Annotated in this window: 16 protein-coding genes; 5 read left to right on the forward strand and 11 right to left on the reverse strand. The window is 56.6% G+C overall.

Features of this window, described 5'->3' with window-relative positions; all coding sequences use genetic code 11:
• Positions 1-11: 11 nt before the first annotated feature.
• The 3 genes from ACW4YW_RS11560 to ACW4YW_RS11570 are packed head-to-tail and all read right to left on the reverse strand — an operon-like array spanning position 12 to position 3,159.
• Positions 12-377 carry a response regulator gene (locus ACW4YW_RS11560; protein WP_457137681.1) on the reverse strand — a complete coding sequence of 122 codons (366 nt, stop codon included), beginning with the start codon at positions 375-377 and terminating at the stop codon, positions 12-14.
• Positions 378-392: 15 nt separating this feature from the next.
• Positions 393-2,564, reverse strand: coding sequence for an ATP-binding protein (locus tag ACW4YW_RS11565; RefSeq protein WP_457137682.1), 2,172 nt, complete (start codon positions 2,562-2,564; stop codon positions 393-395).
• Complete coding sequence (locus tag ACW4YW_RS11570; RefSeq protein WP_457137683.1) at positions 2,539-3,159, reverse strand: biliverdin-producing heme oxygenase; 621 nt, start codon at positions 3,157-3,159, stop codon at positions 2,539-2,541. Before ACW4YW_RS11570 ends, ACW4YW_RS11565 begins: the two co-directional genes overlap by 26 nt.
• 256 nt (positions 3,160-3,415) lie before the next feature.
• On the opposite strand from ACW4YW_RS11570, the gene ACW4YW_RS11575 reads away from it, so the two are divergent.
• Genes ACW4YW_RS11575 through ACW4YW_RS11585 form a run of 3 tightly spaced genes read left to right on the forward strand, consistent with a single transcriptional unit; the run spans position 3,416 to position 6,554 of the window.
• Positions 3,416-4,990: a peptide chain release factor 3 gene (locus ACW4YW_RS11575; RefSeq protein ID WP_457137684.1), complete on the forward strand. Its 1,575-nt coding sequence runs from the start codon at positions 3,416-3,418 to the stop codon at positions 4,988-4,990.
• A gap of 6 nt (positions 4,991-4,996) precedes the next feature.
• On the forward strand, positions 4,997-5,389 hold the full coding sequence (locus ACW4YW_RS11580) for a YchJ family protein (RefSeq protein WP_457137685.1): 393 nt from the start codon (positions 4,997-4,999) through the stop codon (positions 5,387-5,389).
• Position 5,390: 1 nt separating this feature from the next.
• Complete coding sequence (locus ACW4YW_RS11585) at positions 5,391-6,554, forward strand: glycosyltransferase family 4 protein (protein ID WP_457137686.1); 1,164 nt, start codon at positions 5,391-5,393, stop codon at positions 6,552-6,554.
• Positions 6,555-6,677: 123 nt separating this feature from the next.
• Here the strand turns inward: ACW4YW_RS11585 and ACW4YW_RS11590 are convergent, their stop codons facing one another.
• Positions 6,678-8,075, reverse strand: coding sequence for an ATP-binding protein (locus ACW4YW_RS11590; protein ID WP_457137687.1), 1,398 nt, complete (start codon positions 8,073-8,075; stop codon positions 6,678-6,680).
• A 2-nt stretch (positions 8,076-8,077) separates the two neighbouring features.
• Positions 8,078-8,764, reverse strand: a complete 687-nt coding sequence (locus ACW4YW_RS11595; protein ID WP_407993677.1) for a response regulator transcription factor — start codon at positions 8,762-8,764, stop codon at positions 8,078-8,080.
• A gap of 167 nt (positions 8,765-8,931) precedes the next feature.
• Between ACW4YW_RS11595 and ACW4YW_RS11600 the strand changes: the two genes are divergently transcribed.
• Complete coding sequence (locus tag ACW4YW_RS11600; RefSeq protein WP_457137688.1) at positions 8,932-9,480, forward strand: Spy/CpxP family protein refolding chaperone; 549 nt, start codon at positions 8,932-8,934, stop codon at positions 9,478-9,480.
• Positions 9,481-9,703: 223 nt separating this feature from the next.
• Positions 9,704-10,306, forward strand: a complete 603-nt coding sequence (locus ACW4YW_RS11605) for an EF-hand domain-containing protein (RefSeq protein WP_457137689.1) — start codon at positions 9,704-9,706, stop codon at positions 10,304-10,306.
• 76 nt (positions 10,307-10,382) lie between these two features.
• Here the strand turns inward: ACW4YW_RS11605 and ACW4YW_RS11610 are convergent, their stop codons facing one another.
• From ACW4YW_RS11610 to ACW4YW_RS11635, 6 genes are all read right to left on the reverse strand, one after another.
• Positions 10,383-10,664 (reverse strand): type II toxin-antitoxin system RelE family toxin, encoded by a 282-nt coding sequence (locus ACW4YW_RS11610; protein WP_457137805.1) that lies wholly within the window; start codon positions 10,662-10,664, stop codon positions 10,383-10,385.
• Complete coding sequence (locus ACW4YW_RS11615) at positions 10,654-10,902, reverse strand: type II toxin-antitoxin system Phd/YefM family antitoxin (RefSeq protein WP_457137690.1); 249 nt, start codon at positions 10,900-10,902, stop codon at positions 10,654-10,656. Before ACW4YW_RS11615 ends, ACW4YW_RS11610 begins: the two co-directional genes overlap by 11 nt.
• 295 nt (positions 10,903-11,197) lie before the next feature.
• Positions 11,198-11,842: a hypothetical protein gene (locus tag ACW4YW_RS11620; protein WP_457137691.1), complete on the reverse strand. Its 645-nt coding sequence runs from the start codon at positions 11,840-11,842 to the stop codon at positions 11,198-11,200.
• A gap of 1,024 nt (positions 11,843-12,866) precedes the next feature.
• On the reverse strand, positions 12,867-13,454 hold the full coding sequence (locus ACW4YW_RS11625) for a hypothetical protein (protein ID WP_457137692.1): 588 nt from the start codon (positions 13,452-13,454) through the stop codon (positions 12,867-12,869).
• 213 nt (positions 13,455-13,667) lie between these two features.
• A complete protein-coding gene (locus ACW4YW_RS11630) occupies positions 13,668-14,234 on the reverse strand; it encodes a hypothetical protein (RefSeq protein WP_457137693.1) in 567 nt (188 codons plus the stop codon).
• Between the two features lie 194 nt (positions 14,235-14,428).
• Positions 14,429-16,342 carry an ATP-binding cassette domain-containing protein gene (locus ACW4YW_RS11635; RefSeq protein ID WP_457137694.1) on the reverse strand — a complete coding sequence of 638 codons (1,914 nt, stop codon included), beginning with the start codon at positions 16,340-16,342 and terminating at the stop codon, positions 14,429-14,431.
• Positions 16,343-16,448 lie beyond the last annotated feature (106 nt).

Here is a 16,448-nt window from a genome sequence, read left to right on the forward strand (position 1 = left end):
GGATGGCCTAGTCAAAAGGATTGCAATATGCGTTCGAGGTTATTCATGTCCAGCGGCTTCTCCAGGTAGAAGTCAAACAGCTCGCTAGCCTCCTTGTCCAGCTCGGCCTGGGCATAGCCGCTGACCGCGACAAACTTGGGCACCCGGCCGGTGGCCAAGGCCCTCAGTTGCTTGATCAGCGCGACGCCCGGGATGTCAGGCAGGTTCAAGTCCATGAACACCACGTCGTAATCGCGCTGGGAAAGCGCCTGCGGCGCTTCTGCGCCCGCCATGACATAATTCGCTTCGCAACCCAGCATTTCCAGCAGCTCCTTGAAAGTTTCCGCCGCTGCCTGGTAATCCTCGATAATCAATGCCTGCCGCACTTGCCTGTTCAATCCTGCTCCTTTTCGCTACTTGCGTAGCGGTAACTCCACATTGAATACAATTTCCCCGTCCTGGTAGCGGTAGCTGATTTCCCCGCCATGCCCCCTCACAATCTCGTTGGCGATATAGAGCCCGAGGCCGAGACCGTTGCGGTTGCGCATATTGAGCTGTTCCTGCCGCTTGAACGGGTTGAACAGGCCTTCCACCGCGCCCGCATCGATCGGCGCGCCCGCGTTATGCACGCTGATATTGAACGCATCCCCGGCGCGCCACATCCTCACCCTCACCCGTCGGCCTGATTCGCCATGGTGCCGCGCATTGCTGATCAGGTTGGCGATCGCCTGTGCGACCCGGTCAGGGTCGACCTGCGCAGTGACCTGGGTCTCGATGTCTGTTTCCATGCTGACGTCGGGATAGGCAGTGAGGTTTTCCTCCACCAGGTCATGCAGCAGCGCGGAAACATCCGTCTCGATAAAACCCAGGTTCAGGCCCAGGCCTGTTTGCAGACGTGCCATGTCCAGCACCTGGTTCACCAGGCGCTGCATGCGGCTGCTTGAATTCTTGATCCGGGCGCTCATGCGTGAGGAACCGGACTGCATTTCCATCAATTGTGCCGCCATGCTGATGGAATTCAAGGGGTCGCGCAGATCATGCCCCAGGATCGCCATGAGCTGCAGGCGCGTCCGCTCGGTTTCCGCATTGCGCGCATTGCACACCTTGAGCAGTTCGTGCTGCAGGTCGCGGGCGTCAGCCAGGTCGGCGGCGCTCCAGGGTTCGGCCTGGCCCTTGACGGTTTCCTTCCATTCGTCAAACGAGCCGCGCGGCGTCAGCCTGGGTCCGAGGGGGCCCGGCTTGTAATGCTTTTCCGGCTTGCCGCCCCAACTGATGGTATGGATTTGCTCACGCCGCAGCAATACGACCCAGCTGGCATTCACCTTGTCTATATTGAAGGCCAGCAAGCCGCAGAACCTTTCGGTTACGGCATCCAGCACCGGCGGCATTTCAGCAAGGGTGGAGACATGGTAGAAATCCCTGGCCTCCAGGCCCTGGTTGAGCCATTGCACCAGCTGGCGCCCGAGCTCTTGCGGAATACCTTCCGTCGCATAGGTTTTATCGCCGTAGCTGACCACCATGGCGTCGCAGGCAATCAATTCCCTGAGCCGCTCCAGGCTGGAAAATAGGGCTGTCGACAAGTCGTCGGATTCCAGGAATTTCATCACCAGGCTCGCACGGTGGTGGCTGCTGGCAATCTGCCTGTCCGCGCTCAAGCGCGTTTCGATATGCTGGATGGCGCTGGCGAGGATATGGCAGAGCACGTCACAGGCCATGCGCACGGAATACGGCACTTGGTACGCGGACATATGGTGACAGGCCATCATGCCCCAGAGCTTGCCGTTGAGCACGATCGAAACGCTCATGGAAGCCCCGACGCCCATGTTGCGCAGGTATTCGATATGGATAGGCGACACGCTGCGCAGCACGCTGCGACTCATGTCCAGCGGCGGCGTATCCGCAGCCTTGACGACCGGCACCGGTTGGCCGTCGACGTCGGCAATCAGACGCAGGGTGTTTTCCACGTACATACGCCTTGCCTGGGCAGGGATGTCGCTTGCGGGATAGCGCCTGCCGACCAGGCTGTCGAGATCCTCACGCTTCGCTTCGGCCACGATGTCGCCGCTGTCGTCATGGCGGAAGCGGTAGGCCATCACGCGGTCGAACCCGGTCAGGCCGCGAAACTCCTCGGCAGCGACGTTGAGCAGGCTATCTATGCTGCGCTGGCTCTTGATCGCATTGATCGCTTTCTGCGCCTTCACGGAATAAATATTGATGTTCTTGTCGCCATTGAGGCGCAACTCGAACTCGGCAATGATGCATCTCTGGTTTACATGCAACACTAGGTCGAATTTCCGGCCCTGCACTTCCAGCTCATGGGTCTGTGCCAGACCCTCGATCACCACCACGTCCTGCGTGTATTCCTTGATCAATTGATAGGCTGCGGCAGCATGGGGCATATGGAAGGGCTGCAACGCTTCGCCGATCCTGGGCAGGGCGCCCAGCACGGCGTTGGCGCCGCTGCTGTAGTGGCGCAGGTGCCCCTCGAAGTCAAAGGCCAGCAGCACGCCATGCGGCTGGATCAGGCCCGGGATGTGGATGGGCTCCTGGTCGCAATTATCAAGCGTAACGCTGGCGAGGCTCATGCCGCTCCTTGGTTGCAGACTGCATGACCAACGAGAAATAATGGAACGCCTCGATAGCGCCCTGCTCTGCTTCCTGCAACGTCTGTTCGTTATCCAATGCCTGTTCGATCGTCGACCGGAACGTTCGCCACCGGCCTGCGCTCGCCTGGCTGCGCGCAGAGAAGAAATGCATCGGGCAGGAAGGGGATTGCATATGGCGCAGGCGCTGGTAAAGCACGCTGACCCCGAGATAAGAGCCCTCGATGACATACTGGGCGCCCCATGGTACTCCTGGGCCTGCCGGCAGGCTAAAGCCGGCTATGTCCTCGGACTCCGCATCTTCGAGCATATGCGCCGATTCCAGATCTTGCCGCAATGCGTCTATGCACAAGCGGTTGTAGCCCAGCATCGGTGCGGAAAAGCCACTCACGCCGGCCAATACCGCGTTCACCCCGGCCAACCAGCGATAGCTGAGTTTCAAGTGGGCGATATAATCCTGCTGGCTGGGGGCAAGGCCAGCTAACGGCAACGCACTGTCGATATTGCGATGCAGTGCGGCGATGGCCTGCCTCAACCTTGATAAAACCTCTAGAGCCTGATTGTTATTGTTACTCACGCTGCCCCCTGGTTTTTATAAGCTGCAAAGTGCATTATAGAAAAACCATATACTTAGCAATATGTCTTTTCACATAATGAATGTCGATGACGTATATCTTACCCCCTTGCAGCGACGTTATGTTTTTATCATTTTTTCATTACTTTTTGTAGTGAGCGCAGCAAGCACGGCATCATACCCGCGAAAACATAAATAAAAACGGAACTGCCGCGCAAAAAGGTAAAATAAGCCTTTTGCCCAAATCCCCAATTTAGATATGTCCAGTTTCAGCTCAGAAGTCCAACGCCGCCGCACCTTTGCGATCATCTCCCACCCGGATGCGGGTAAAACCACGCTCACCGAAAAACTGCTCTGGTTCGGCGGCGCCATCCAGGTGGCGGGTGAAGTACGCGGGCGCAAGGCGGCGCGCCATGCCACTTCGGACTGGATGGAGCTGGAAAAGCAGCGCGGCATCTCCGTCACCTCCTCCGTCATGCAGTTCCCCTACCGCGAGCACATGATCAACCTGCTCGACACGCCGGGCCACGACGATTTCTCGGAAGACACTTACCGCACGCTTACCGCCGTGGATTCCGCCGTGATGGTGATCGACTCGGTCAACGGCGTGGAAGCCCAGACCATCAAGCTGCTCAACGTCTGCCGCATGCGCGACACCCCGATCCTCACCTTCATCAACAAGCTGGATCGCGAATCGCGCGCACCGATTGAGTTATTGGACGAGATCGAATCCACGCTGGGCATGCAGTGCGCCCCGATGACCTGGCCGATCGGCATGGGCAAGAGCTTCCGCGGCGTCTACCATTTGTACAACGACACCATCAGCTTCTTCGACCCGCATGCGGAGAAAGGCACGGCCGAAATCATCCAGGGCCTGGACAATCCGCGCCTGGACGAATTGATCGGCTCCCAGGCCGACGACCTGCGCGTGGATGTCGAACTGGTCCGCGGCGCCTCCAATGCGTTCGACAAGCAGGCCTACCTCGACGGCAAGCAGACGCCGGTGTTCTTCGGCTCGGCCATCAACAACTTCGGCGTGCAATCCCTGCTCGACGCAGTGGTAGACCTATCGCCCTCGCCGTTGCCGCGCAATACCGCCAGCCGCAGCGTTGACCCCAAGGAAGAAAAATTCTCCGGCTTCGTGTTCAAGATCCAGGCCAACATGGACCCCAAGCACCGCGACCGCATCGCCTTCCTGCGCATCTGCTCGGGCCGCTTCGAACGCGGCATGAAGATCAAGCAGGTCGCAAGCGGCAAGACATTATCGGTGAACAACGCCATCACCTTCATGGCGCAAGACCGCACCACCATGGACGAAGCCTATTCCGGCGACATCATCGGCATCCCCAACCACGGCACGGTCAAGCTCGGCGATACTTTTTCCGAAGGCGAGAACCTCAAGTTCATCGGCATTCCGTCCTTCGCGCCTGAGTATTTCCGCCGCGCACGCATCAAGAACCCGATGAAGATGAAGCAATTGCAGATCGGCCTCAAGCAACTGGCCGAGGAAGGCGCTTCGCAGTTATTCCGCCCGTTGCTCTCCAACGACCTCATCCTGGGCGCCATCGGCTTGTTGCAGTTCGACGTGGTGGCGCACCGCCTCGAACATGAATACGGCGTGGATGTCGCATTTGAAAGTTACGATTGCGCCACTGCACGCTGGCTGCGCGGTTCGGATGCCGATCTCAAGGCGATTGCCGACAAGTACGGCTTCAACGTCGCGCTGGACGGCAACGAGGAATACGTCTATCTCGCCCCCAACCGCGTCAACCTGCAAATGGCGCAGGAACGTTATCCCGACATCGAATTCCTCGAAACCCGCGAGATTTTCTGAGCCACGATGAAACACACCGCTCCCTGTCCTTGTGAAAGCGGCGCCGCCTACGAGCGGTGCTGCAAGCGCTGGCACCAGGGAGAGTCAGCGCCTGATGCCGAAGCGCTCATGCGCTCGCGCTACGCGGCCTATGTGTTAGGTCTAAATGATTACTTGCTGCATACCTGGCACCCCTCCACGCGCCCTGCCTCGTTGCATGACGAAGCGGGCCCCCAGCCACCGAAATGGATCGGCCTCAAGGTCGTACGGCATGAGGCAACCGGCGGCGACCGAGCTATTGTCGAGTTCATTGCCCGCTACAAGGTAAACGGCAAGGCGGAAAAACTGCACGAGAATAGCCGCTTTGTGCGCGAACATGGGCAATGGCTGTACGTGGACGGCGACTTCATCGGGGACTGACATGAACATCCTCTTCATCCACCAGAACTTCCCCGGGCAATTCCGCCATATTGCCCAAGCCCTGGTCGATGAAGGCGGACATCAATTGCTGAGCCTGTGCGAAGCCCATGCCCCCGGCATGCAGGGCGTGCATGCCTACCTGGCGCCCGTGGAAGAGCACGTGATCCGCGGCCAGAGCGTCGCTCGCGCGCTATTGCATTTGAAAGAAAATGGCTACCGGCCCGACATCATCGTCGCCCATATGGGCTGGGGCGAGGCGATCTATCCCAAGGACATCTACCCCGGCGTGCCGCTGGTCACGTTCTTCGAGTTCTTTTACCAACCGACAGGCGCCGATGCCGGTTTCGACCCCGAATATCCGCTCGCGCTGGACGACTTCCTGCGCATCCGCACCAAGAACATCACCAACCTGCTCTCGCTGCATGCCGCCGACATCGGCATCAGCCCCACAGCTTGGCAGCGTAGCCTTTACCCGCAGGAATACCAGCACAAGATCCGGCTGATCCATGAAGGCATAGACACCGATGCCGCCTGCCCCGCCCCCACCGCCTGGCTGCAGATCGGTTCGGGCCTGAAGCTCACACGCAAGGACGAAGTGGTCACCTACGTGTCGCGCAACCTCGAGCCATACCGCGGCTTTCACGTCTTCATGCGCGCCTTGCCGGAAATTCTCAGGCGCAGGCCCAAGTGCCATGTATTGATCGTGGGGGGCGACGACGTCAGCTACGGCCGCAAGCTGCCGCCGGGGGAAACCTACCGGGCAAAGCTGTTGCAGGAAGTGCCTGGCCTGGACCTTAGCCGCGTGCATTTTCTCGGCAAGCTGCCCTACCAGCAATACCTGCGCGTACTGCAAGTATCTTCGGCGCACGTCTACCTCACCGTACCTTTCGTACTGTCGTGGTCGATGCTGGAAGCCATGGCCGCAGGCTGCCTGGTGATAGGCTCGCGCACCGCGCCGGTGGAGGAAGTGATTCGCCATGAGGAGAACGGGTTGCTGGTGGATTTTTTCTCCGGCGAACAACTCGCGGATGCCATAGACCGGGTATTGGCAGCGCCAGACCAACTGCAATCCATGCGCGACGCCGCACGCGCCACCATCATTGAGCGCTATCCCTTGAGCCAAGGCATCTCGGCCTACCGCCAACTGTTCAACGAACTGCTATAAGGCGCCGACAATGTCCTTCTGATGATGTCGCTCTGCCTTGCTGCGCTCCTGCTTGCGGCAGAATCGCTTCACTGGGCGTTGTTGGCGAACCCAAGGCATAGAATATAGCCAGCCAGGCATTGCTCAAGCCACCGGCAACGAGATTTCCACCACCAAGCCGCCGCCCTGGCGGTTTTGCAGCCTGATCTTGCCGCCGTGCAGGTCCAGCACCTGCTTGGTGATGGCCAGCCCCAGGCCGTGCCCGCTGACGTTGCCAGCGCTATCGGCGCGGTAGAATGGCTGGAAAATATTGTCGAGCTCGGTTTCAGGGATGCCAGACCCGCGATCCGACACCAGCACCGTCAGGCCCCCTTCCCTGCGCTGGGTCTCCAGGCTGACCTCGCTATAGTCGGGACTGTACTTGATGGCGTTGCGCAGCACGTTTTCCAGCGCGCGGTACAACAGGTCCGGCTGCGCCTCTATTTCAGCGTCTGCCTCGATCCGGCTCTGGATATCCACATGCTTGGCCGAAGCTTCGAAACGCGCATCCTCGACCACGCCTTCCAGCAACTCGCTGAGCATGATCCTTTCCTTCTTCACCGCCATGATGCCCGACTCGAGCCGGGACAGTTCCAGCACCTCGCCCAGCAATTTATCCATGCGCATGGATTCCATCTCGATACGGTCCAGGGTATCCCCCAGCCGTTCCGGATTCTGCTTGGCAAGGCCAATGCCCATCTGCAGGCGCGCCAAGGGGGAGCGCATTTCGTGCGAGACGTAATGCAACAGGCGTTTCTGCCCCTGCATGAGGGCATGCAGCTGCTCGGTCATGCGGTCGAAACCACGCCCCAGGTCTGCCAGCTCGTCGCGCCGCCTGCCCATGGCCGGGCTGACCTTGTCCTTGAGGTTGCCTCCAGCCACGCGTGCAAACGCGACGCGCAACTCCTTGATCGGCTTGGAAACATACCAGGCCAGCAATGCGGCAAACACCAGGCTGGCAATCAGGCCTGCCCATACCGGCGTCCAGGGAAACATGGGGCCGTGCGGATCGGGTGGGCCACCCATCCTGCCGGGCGGCCCGGGAGGATGACGATCTCCGTACATTGCGTGCGGGGGCGGCATAGCGCCGAAGCCGGGCCCCATGCGGCGCCCATCCAGGGTGAACAGCCGGATGGCCTTGCCTTCGCTATCGTGCCCGACGGCGACCCCGCGCCCGGAATGCAATATCTCCTCGATGCCAGCAGGCAACGGGCGCTGCAACAGTTCCTGCCCAGCCTCATCGACGGCGAAAACCTGGGGCATCTGCCGCTGCGACCATAGCCGCAACAAATCCGACAACCCGGCCTCCCCGCCATAATGCAAGGCGCCCTTCGCCGCCTCCAGCAATGCCATTTCCATCGGCCCGCTGCGCAGCAATTCGCGCGCCTGCCTTTCGCTGGCCTGCTGCTGCGCGGAAATCCAGAAAAACAGGCTCACCCCGATGATGGAGGCCATCTGTGCGAGCACGAAAAAGGAGAAGAATTTCCAGAACAGGCGGCCCATGGCTATTCTTTAATCAGCTGGTAACCCATGCGGTAGACGGTTTGGATGCATTGACGGCCGTCGGCAAGCGTACCCAGCTTCTGGCGTATGCTGCTCAGATGCACGTCGATAGTACGGTCAAAACGCGACAACGGCCGTCCCAGGCCCAGTGTTGACAGATCATTCTTGCTGACCACGCGCCCGGCCTGCCTGACCAGGACCTCCAGCAGGTTGAACTCGGTGCTGGTCAGGTTCACAGACTGGCCCGCCCACTCGACCAGGCGCCGCTCCGGCCAGAGCGTTAATGGCCCCACGGCGATATGATGGGCCTGCGGCTGTTGGTCGGTCGGCACGATGCGGCGCAGGATGGCGCGGATGCGCGCCACCAGTTCACGCGGGGTGCAAGGCTTGGGCACGTAATCGTCGGCCCCGAGCTCCAGGCCGACAATCCGGTGCTCATCATCGCCCTTGGCGGTGAGCATCAATACCGGCACGTTGCTGGAAGCGCGAATGCGCCGCAGCACCTCTATGCCGTTGAGCTTGGGCATCATGACATCCAGCACGATCAGCGCCGGCTTGAGCGACTCGGCATAGACAACCCCGGTTTCGCCATCGTGCGCGCACTCCACGTCAAACCCCTCCTGCACGAGGTATTCCCTGATCAGGTTGACCAGCTCCACGTCGTCGTCGATCAATAATACTTTAGCCATAAGATTCTGAATGCTGAGATTTTGAATAGTATTTTCGCAATCACATCATAACGATTCGCCTGTGCCGGCGACATGCCCGGCCGCCTACTTTTACCTATCTTTACCCCTGGTTAACAGCATCTAACAACTCGCGGCAGCAGAATTTCTCCCATTGGACCACACCTACCGTGAATAGAAAGGACGCACATGAACACCCGCATCATCCCATCCATGATCCTCATGGCAGCATTCGCAATATCAAGCACATGGGCCAACGCCGAGCCCCCGTTGCGCGAAGACGGCCCGCCAAGGCCGGGCCCCGGCTTTATCCAGGAAGCCCCGGGCTTTGCCCTGCCGCCCACCTTGCCGGCCTGGAACTCAGCGAGGCGCAGGAAGATAAAATATTCTATCTCCTGCATGCCGAAGCGCCCGCAATACGCAACAACTTCAAGCAGCAACGCAAGCTGCGCGAGGAAATAGACAAACTGGGCACTGCGCCCAGCTTCGATGAAAAGAAAGCCAGGCAATTGGCCGCAGAACTCGCGCGCGTACAAAGCGATGCGATCTTCTCGAGGATCAGCACTGAATCTCGCATTCGCGCCCTGCTCACGCCGGAGCAACTTGGCAAGCTGGATGAAAGAAAAGAGCTGGGCAAGCGCCGCCCCGACCTCCGCCCATTCCCTGCAAGCAAGCCGTGGGAAGGCCGCCCGAAAGAGGATCGCCCCAGGCCCATTTAATCACTCAATGCAACGATCTTGGCTACTTGCCCTGTCGCAACAGGGCAAGTAGCACGGCCAAGCAAAACAACAACGCCAGGAGCGTTTTTTTAGAGAACGAGGGTTTACACAGCTTTACCCGGCTTTACACCTCGCAGGCAAAAAATAAGCGCATCATGTCCGTTAGAAACTCCAGGAGCCGGGCAACCGCCCGGCCGACAGCGCGACCAATCAGGAGAACAACATGATCAACAGCATTTCCGGCAACGCATCCCAGATTGCCAGCTCGATTTTCAGCAAGCTGGACACCAGCAACAAAGGCTATATCGAACAAGCGGATCTGCAATCCGTGCTCAGCAAACTGAATGGCAACGACGACAGCAGCGATGCGGACGAATTGTTCAGCTCACTGGATAGCGACAGCGATGGCAAGCTGACGGAATCGGAACTCAGCAGCGGCATCAGCAACCTGCTGAGCGAACTGAACAGTCAGTTCAACAATGCTCGCGTGCAAGGCGGCATGCCACCTCCACCACCCCCGCAAAACGAAGAGGACGATGAAGACTATACCCAGGAAGAACTGGAAAGCATTGCCTCCACTACATCTGATACCAACCTCGCCAGCTTGACGAGCAGCGTCGCCGCCAATTTCGAGGCTGCTGACACCAACCAGGACGGCAAGGTAAGCGCCAAGGAAGCAATGGAATACCAACGCCAGAACGATAGCAACCAGGCAAAACAGCAGGAGGCAAACAGCATCAACCGGCAGATCGGGCAGTTGATTGCGGCGTATGGCAACAGCAGTGATGATACAAGCGTTAGTAACTCGTTTAGCCTAGCAGCCTGATGCACATATCCAAAACCAAAGACACCTTTAAAAGTGCCTTTGGTTTCATTCTCAGCTATTGCCCTGGAGCTACTCGCTAGCGATTTGCCGCGGCCTTATATACCGCGTTACGCTCACGCTTGCCAACGGCCACCACAATGACAATCAACTCATTGTCACGGACTTCATACACAAGCCGATAGCCAACGCTACGCAGCTTGATCTTGTAACGATCTTTTTGGCCGCTTAATTTGGCAGCAGACACACGCGGATTCTCTAGCCGCTCCGCAAGCTTGGTCTTGAATTGCTCGCGAGTATTGTTGTCGAGCCTGCGCCACTCCTTCAAAGCCTCCTCCAGAAAACCCAGCTTAAATCTCATCAAGCTGGACTCTGATCACAGGCTGTCCCTCACGTGCATCCGCAATAGCATTCAACTCCAAGTCTTCAAGCTTCTCAAGCAAGGCCTCGTAAGCTTTAGCAGGAACGCAGTAAAAGGCAGGAGCATTCCGATTGAGAATCGCAACTGGGAAACCCTCCCCAGCAGCGACGGTGCCCATGGGATTCTTTTTCAGCTCGGAAATACTTGCGGTGGTTTCAGCTAATATCAAGTTGGACATGATCATTCCAAGGCCTATTTAACGATATGGATAATAGTGCCTTTAAATAGTCTTATCAATATTAATTGCTAACAGGTAAGCAAAAAGGGCTATATCAAACTAGCGGATCTACAATCCATCCTTAACATGCTGAACGGCAGCGATAAAAGGTAATCTTTAAGGAAGCAATGGAATACCAACTTAAGGAAGCAATGGAATACCAACGCCAGAATGGCAGCAACCAAGCAAACTGTAAGGCATCCCGCTAGAACAATTAGTTGGGCCGTTTATCGCGATATCTCTATGCATTGAGAGATTATTCAGCCTGTTCTTTATCTTCAAAATACTCTGGCCTCAAATGAGTTCCAATGATTTCGATGACTCCCTCTCTTGGAGTCCGATTCCATTCAAAAAGATCGAGCTCTTTAATGTAGTCAAACACCTTTGGAACTGCATTCAAAATTGGGTTGACTAAATCGGGCGTAATGGCGTCCCAAAAGGTCATGACCTGCTGCCAGTCTAAGCTACCACGGTGTGCGCAGATAGTATTTCTTATCTCAATAATCATCTTTGACGTTTGCTTCTTTGCCTCGGTGTAGGACCTAAGCAACTCCTTTGCTTGTTCTTTTTCTTCGACCGTAATTTCTCTCCAGCCCTGCCGCTCTCTAGGATCAAATGTTGGAGCACGCATTACGATTGCTTGAAGCCTGTCAAAAACTTCTATTAGTGACCGAACCTCGATTACGACGTATTTTAGTAACAATTTCTTTCCGTACTCGTCACCTTCCTTTAAGTACATGCGGTTTAACGCTTGTAGATCATCCCAGATATGTTGCACTTGAATTACAAGGCCGGATGCTTCATTTCCTGGGAACCACGCGTCCTGACCCCTTTCATGCACAGGATGAAATGTCTTTACCTCTCGACGCTGAGCCTCAATGATTTCGTCTAGCTCTTTCATTTCCCTACGGAGCTCAACCTAAATTAATCCACACTGCGAAGCGGCATCGGCTTGAATGAATTGTTATATTAACTATCACGATCATGAAGGGAGCCATCGCTGCCAAGCCAAACGCCATCACTTATATACACTTCGCCGCTCGGATCACTAGCCAGCATAGGACGCAGCCGCATGGTCAGATCTTTCAATCTTCACCAGCCAATATCCTCTAACCTACCACTCCAGTCTTCCACGTCAATACCTTGCTCTGCTCATCGAAGAAATGTGGAATGCGGACAATCTTTTACGCGATTTACTACCAAGCCATGTTTTACTGGGCTGATATAGACATCATCCATATGCGCTCGATCATCCCGTTCATCTCTTATTAAATGTTCCCAATGCCGTCTTTACCATAGCCGCGTTCTGTTCTGTTTTGGCGAGTAGCGCTACGATATATCGTTGTTTTTGCGTTCAAGGCAATTCACCGTGAAAAAATACGTGCCTTCTGGATGTCATGCGCGGCGACAGTCCATCTTGATGTTTAATGCCAAATTCATAACAGCGCACTGCAAGCGAGTGCGCCCTACATGGGTTAACTCATAACGGCTAACGTCAAGTTCAGTGTGACCGGAACGGAACAGGTTTTTGCGCAACAAAATGTGCGAAGCACATTGCGCAAAAACCTGCAGAATGTAGGACATCTACTGCAACGCCTTGTTAGGCGCCTTTTAGTAATTAGGTGCTTGTTGAAAGTGTAGAAGTCTAGCCACCCGCTTTTTCGACACCAGCTTCATAACCCGTTCTATAGAAGTAATCGACCGGATCAGCACTCGGTGGATGCGTACCGGGACGAGGTGGTACTGATGGAATAGTACCTCGGACAGATTTATATCCTTTCACGTATCCATCTTTCCACGCTTGGTTGCACTGCTCTGAAGTTGCCATTTCAGTCCTTATTTAAAATTGGATGATGGTTTTTGAAGCCTAACGCCTGAATTAAGCCGCGCCGCGAAGCGGCGTCAGCTTGAATGAATTGTTAGCCTTAAGCCGGTGATGGCTCGTGGACAGCGATGACATCTGTGATATCTACCACACCGCGGTTGACCTGAGCGACTTTGCGCTCCGTCGCGGAGTCTGACTCCTCAGAGCCATGCCGAATCGGGTACCAGTTGCTGAGCTTTTCAACATAAGCAATGACGTTGGTGTGTATGCGGTTATGGCTCAATGACATTTGAGGGTGACGTATGTCTTTGCCTTGAGTCCTTATCAGGTAAAGGATCAAGTACATGCATAGTGCTTGTGCAACGTTGTTGCGATATGTTCCGGCATCTTGAACTTTCTGAAAATCGGAAATTGATACCCGTGATCCATTTGAGGCCATTCTCAGATAATAGTCTTCATTTTCGTAATAGATGAAGTATGGATCTAGGCTTGGGTGACTAATCATCACTTCTATGGCTTGCCCGCCCAGCCAGTCGCGTGGCCGGTTTCTCAGACTGTCAGACACCATCACGACCCTTCCCGATTGTGTTATGAGAAGAACAGACGCACCCATCTGTTTGAGAGTGTCGTCAATCTGTCTCTGGGCTTGATCTGCTTGAGATTCACGTTTCTTGAAGATGCCGAACACAATGCTCCCCCTTGTGGCTGCTGTTGAAGGCTAACTATATTTAGACAGTTGCATCGTATTTGATGAGCTAGAGCTAAGTCAATGCAACTTCTAGTGGTTTCAATATCAACAAGCCAGGCATGATAATTTAGACCGCCTAAAATTTACGGATGGGAATAATTCGCTTGCTTCAATCCATATAGCCTTTCAACGGTCCAGCAAGAAGACCTGCCTCTACTCGCTCGCAAACGCCTCACACAACATACTGAGCAACGCCCCCAGCATCGGCACCAACTCCTCCTTGTCGAATGGCGCTTCTTCATCCGTCGCGGCGATCACGAAGGCCATCAGCACTTTCTCGATATCCTGGCGGTAATTCATCCAGTGCTCGGCTTCGGCATCGCCTATCAGCTGGTATTTATGGTTGCCCGATTCGATGATTTCGGCCAGTTCCTCGTTTTCCAGCTCGGCAAACAATGATCGCGCAATAGTGATAGCGGCCGTCTTATAGTCAGGCTCAATGCCTTCGTCCCCCAACGGCAGCGTCAGGTAGGTATAGGCCAGCATCGCGTACGCCTGGTACACAGCCAGCATGTCGAAGTTTTCCACGCGCTCGTCGGCAGGCGAGCGGCCGGCCTGCTGGATCACGCGGAAAGTAATGTAACAGGCCAGATAAGTCGAGGCTTCGAGAACATCATAATCTTCCAGATTGGTGCTGGGCGGCTCGCCTGCATTAGTGCGCGCCTCGTTGAGGCACAAGGCGTAAGTCAGGCTGAGCCTTTGGGAATATTGGATTTCCATGGTTTTCCTTCGTGGTTCTTGTGGCGGCGTCTAGTGTGCTGTCCCGTCAATATTTGCATGAAATGAAAGCGACGCATTCGTTCTTCTGGCAAGGCGCAAACCAAAGCGATAGTCGTTGCTATCGCGCGGATTTGCAACGCCGGCAGGGGGATGAATGCACGCTTTCATATGCAAGTGATTGACGGGACAGTGCACTAATTGATTTCAGGCAAGGCTTCGAGCTGTTCGTGCAGGCCCAGCCAACGCTCCTCGGCATTGGTCAGTTGCTGCTCCAGCTCGGCCTGGCGCTTCTGCAGGGTTTGCAGGCGGGTTTTGTCCGCTTCCTGGTATAGCTCGGGCGCGGCCAAGGCTTGTTCCAGCTGGTTCTTTTCCGGCTGCCAGGCGGCCATTTTCTTTTCTATCTGCTCCAGCTCTTTCAGCAATGGCCTGCGTTCCTGCAACCTTGCATGGCGTTCCGCCTTGTTCTGCGCGCGTGCATTGGGCGCCGCCTCGGGCCTGGTTTTTTCTTCCTTGGTCTTGTCACGCAGGCGCTGCTCATTGAGCCAGTTGCGGTAATCTTCGAGGTCGCCGTCGAACTCCTGCACCTTGCCGTCCGCGACCAGCAGGAAGCGGTCGCAGGTGGCGCGCAGCAGGGCTCGGTCATGCGAAACCAGCACCATGCCGCCCTGGTAGTCCTGCAGGGCCATGGTCAGGGCATGGCGCATTTCCAGGTCGAGATGGTTGGTCGGCTCGTCCAGCAACAGCAGGTTGGGACGCTGCCAGATCAGCAATGCCAATGCCAGCCTGGATTTTTCACCGCCGGAAAACGCGCCGACCGCACTGGTGGCCATGTCGCCGCGAAAATCGAAACCGCCGAGGTAGTTGCGGTGCTCCTGCTCGCGCGTCTCGGGGTCCAGGCGCAGCATGTGCTGCAACGGCGATTCGTCGGCGCGCAGTTGTTCGAGCTGGTGCTGGGCGAAGTAGCCCAGGCGTAAATCCTTGCCTTCCACCCGTTTGCCTTGCAGGGGCGTCATGGCATTGGCAAGCAGCTTGATCAGGGTGGACTTGCCTGCGCCATTGCGGCCAAGCAGCCCGACCCGCTCGCCGGGGCGCAAGGTCAGCACGATGCGCTGCAATATCAGCGTGGATTGGGCGGTTTGATCATACCCCGCATCGGCCTCGTCCAGCACCAGTAACGGATCTGGCGCGGCCAACGGCTCCCGGAAACTGAAACTGAACGGGCTGTCCACATGTGCCGCATTGATCAGCTCCATGCGCTCCAACATCTTGATGCGGCTTTGCGCCTGCCTGGCCTTGGTGGCCTGAGCGCGGAAGCGGTCGATATATTTCTGCAAGTGCGCCACTTCACGCTGTTGCCGCTCGTAATTCGCCTGCTGTTGCGCCAGCCGTTCGGCGCGCTGGCGCTCGAAATCGGAATAGCCGCCGCGGTACAACGTAAGCTTCTGCTGCTCGATATGCGCAATGTGGTTGACGATGGCATCGAGGAAATCGCGGTCGTGCGAGATCAGCAGCAAGGTGCCGCGGTAATCCTTGAGCCAGTTTTCCAGCCAGATCACGGCGTCGAGGTCGAGGTGATTGGTGGGCTCGTCGAGCAGCAGCAGGTCGGAGCGGCTCATCAGCGCGCGGGCAAGGTTGAGCCGCACGCGCCAGCCGCCGGAGAAATCGGAAACCGGCCTGGCCAGGTCGGCCGAGCCGAACCCCAGGCCATGCAACAGCTCCGCCGCACGCGCACGCGCGGAATAGCCTTCGATCTCGCCCAGGCGGGCATGCAACTCGCCGACCTTCTCGCCCTCCCCGGCCGCTTCGGCCTCGCGTAGCGCTGCCTCGACCTGCCTGAGCTCGACGTCGCCGTCCAGGCTGAATTCGATCGCGGCATCGGCGAGCGCCGGGGTTTCCTGGGCGACATGCGCAATGGTCCAGTGGGCGGGGATTTCCAGTTCGCCCGACTCGGGGTGCAGTTCGCCGCGCAACATGGCGAATACGCTGGACTTGCCTGCGCCATTCGCACCGGTCAGGCCGACTTTGTGGCCAGGATGAAGCTGGAAGCTTGCACCTTCGACCAGGCACTTCACTCCACGGTATAATTTGATGTTTTTTAGCTGAATCAAGAACTTTTACTCGGTCATACCCTATGCAAGATAGACGCTTGCAGGGAATATATTGTCAACAATTGTTATTGTAAGCCAATCCTGGCAACTTTCGCCCTTCAAGCGT

The sequence above is a fragment of the Methylobacillus pratensis genome, assembly GCF_054072455.1.